The 2,152-nt window shown below is 77.0% G+C and carries 2 protein-coding genes; both read left to right on the forward strand.

Annotated elements, in window-relative coordinates; translation table 11 throughout:
- On the forward strand, positions 1–1,228 hold a 1,228-nt coding region (locus K4G64_RS39055; RefSeq protein ID WP_260461577.1), incomplete at its 5' end, for a hypothetical protein.
- A 120-nt stretch (positions 1,229–1,348) separates the two neighbouring features.
- A partial coding sequence (locus K4G64_RS39060) for an NAD-dependent epimerase/dehydratase family protein (protein WP_221760587.1) occupies positions 1,349–2,152 on the forward strand: 804 nt, incomplete at its 3' end.

The following is a 2,152-nucleotide window of genomic DNA, read 5'->3' on the forward strand; positions in this document are numbered from 1 at the left end:
GCCTGGAAGGCCGGGGTCTGCTTTTGACGGGCGGGGGCCCGCGAAGCCGGGGTCTGCCTTCGACGGGACGGGGCCCGGCAAGTCCGATTCCGTCTCCGAGCGCCCCGCCTCCACCTCTCGGCGGGGCGCCGTCGATCCGGTGAAGACGCTGATGCACCGTCACCGGGAGCTCTGTGAGCGCGCGGTGGACCCCCTCGAGATCGCCGCCGGACTGGAGGCGCACGGCCTCACCGACCGGACCGCCGCCCGCTTCCGGCACCGGGACGTCTTCTCCCTCGCCGAGGAGATGTACGCGCGGGTCTCCCGGGACGGAGACACGCCCCTGCCCGCCCCGCCCGCCGCTCCCCGCGTGCGCGTCGACTGGGTCCTGCTGACTCTCCTGCCCGGGGCGCTGTGCGCCGCCGCCATCGCCGCCGTGCACCTCACCCACGGCCGGTCGCGCCTGTTCGCGGCGGCAGCCGGGGCCCTCGCCGTTGCCCTCGCCCTCCGCGCGGCCCTGCGCAGGGGGCCCCTGAGCAGGACCGACACGGACGGGCCCGGGCCGCGCCCCGAGGCGGCCTCCAGCAGGACCACTCCCTGGACCGTGTGGCTCGTCGCCTACGCCCTCCTGGGCAACGGCCTGCTCGACAACGCGCTCGCCGGAGGCCCCGACACCCTGCCCACCGGAACGGCCGACGGCCCCTGGCCCCTCACCGCCGCCCCGGTCCTGGCCCTCGCCCTGGCCTGCGCACCCGCCGCCTGGACCGCGCACCTCCTCACCGCCCGAGCCCGCCGCAAACTCGCGGCCAGCCGCGGCCTGGAGGACTTCGCCGCCGCCGTACGCCCCCTCCTGCTCGGTGTGTTCGCCCTGTTCCTGGGCGCCCTGGCAGCCTTGCTCGCCCTCAGCGGCACGGCCCTCGGCGAGCCCGCGGCATACGCCCAGGGCCTCGCCCTCGGCGCCCTCCTCTTCCTGGCCCGCCTCCTCACCACGCACGGCTTCACCTACGCCCCCGCCGTGGTCCTCACCGCGGCGGCCACGGTCGAGGCGGCCGCCCTCGCCACGGTCTTCGCCTCCCGCCTCCCGGGCGCCGGTGTCCTGGCCACCCCCGTCGAAGCCCTCGTCACCGCCTGGGGCGCCGGCAGCGTCCCCACCCTCACCTGCGGAGCTGCGGCGCTGGCCCTCCTGGTCCACACGACCCGCAAGCTCACCCGGGCCTCGGCCCACGCCCCGCCGGAGGCCGTCCGATGAGCGCCGCGCACACCGGCCCCACCGCCGCAGGCCGCACCCGTCCTGTCCGTTCCTTTCCGCCTCGAGGAGAACCCGCATGATCACCCACCCAGGAACCCCGGCGACATGGGGAGCCGTGCGATGAGAGTCCTGCTGATCGGAGCCAACGGCTACATCGGGCGCTTCGTCGCCGACCGCCTGCTCGCCGACCCGGCCGTGCAGCTCACCGCCCTCGGCCGCGGTGACGACGCCGACGTCCGCTTCGACCTCGCCTCCGGCAGCCCCGGCGCCCTCACCCGCTTCCTCGACGCGGTCCACCCGGGCGTCGTCGTCAACTGCGCCGGAGCCACCCGCGGCGGGGCCCGCGAACTCACCCGCCACAACACCGTCGCCGTCGCCACCGTCTGCGAGGCCCTGCGCCGCAGCGGCTGCGGCGCCCGGCTGGTGCAGATCGGCTGCAGCGCGGAGTACGGCCCGAGCCAGCCCGGCTCCTCCACCGCCGAGGACGCCGTGCCCCGGCCCGGCGGCCCGTACGGCGTCAGCAAACTCGCCGCCACCGAACTGGTCCTCGGCTCCGGCCTGGACGCCGTCGTCCTGCGCGTCTTCTCACCGGCCGGACCCGGCACCCCCGCCGGCTCACCGCTGGGCCGTCTCGCCGAGGCCATGCGCCGGGCCATGCAGTCCGGGGACGGCGAGCTGAAACTCGGCGGCCTCGGCGCGCAGCGCGACTTCGTCGACGTCCGCGACGTGGCCCGCGCCGTCCACGCCGCCTCGCTCTCCGCAGCGCAGGGCGTCATCAACATCGGCTCCGGACGCGCCGTGCGCCTGCGCGACGCCGCCGCCGTCCTGGCCCGCGTCGCCGGATACGGCGGCGCCCTCCACGAACTCGACGGACCGCCCGGCGCCCTGCGCTCGGCCATCGGCCACCCCCGCCCCGACCCGGAC

Source organism: Streptomyces sp. WAC04114 (assembly GCF_019733245.1).
Taxonomy (GTDB): Bacteria; Actinomycetota; Actinomycetes; order Streptomycetales; family Streptomycetaceae; genus Streptomyces; species Streptomyces massasporeus_A.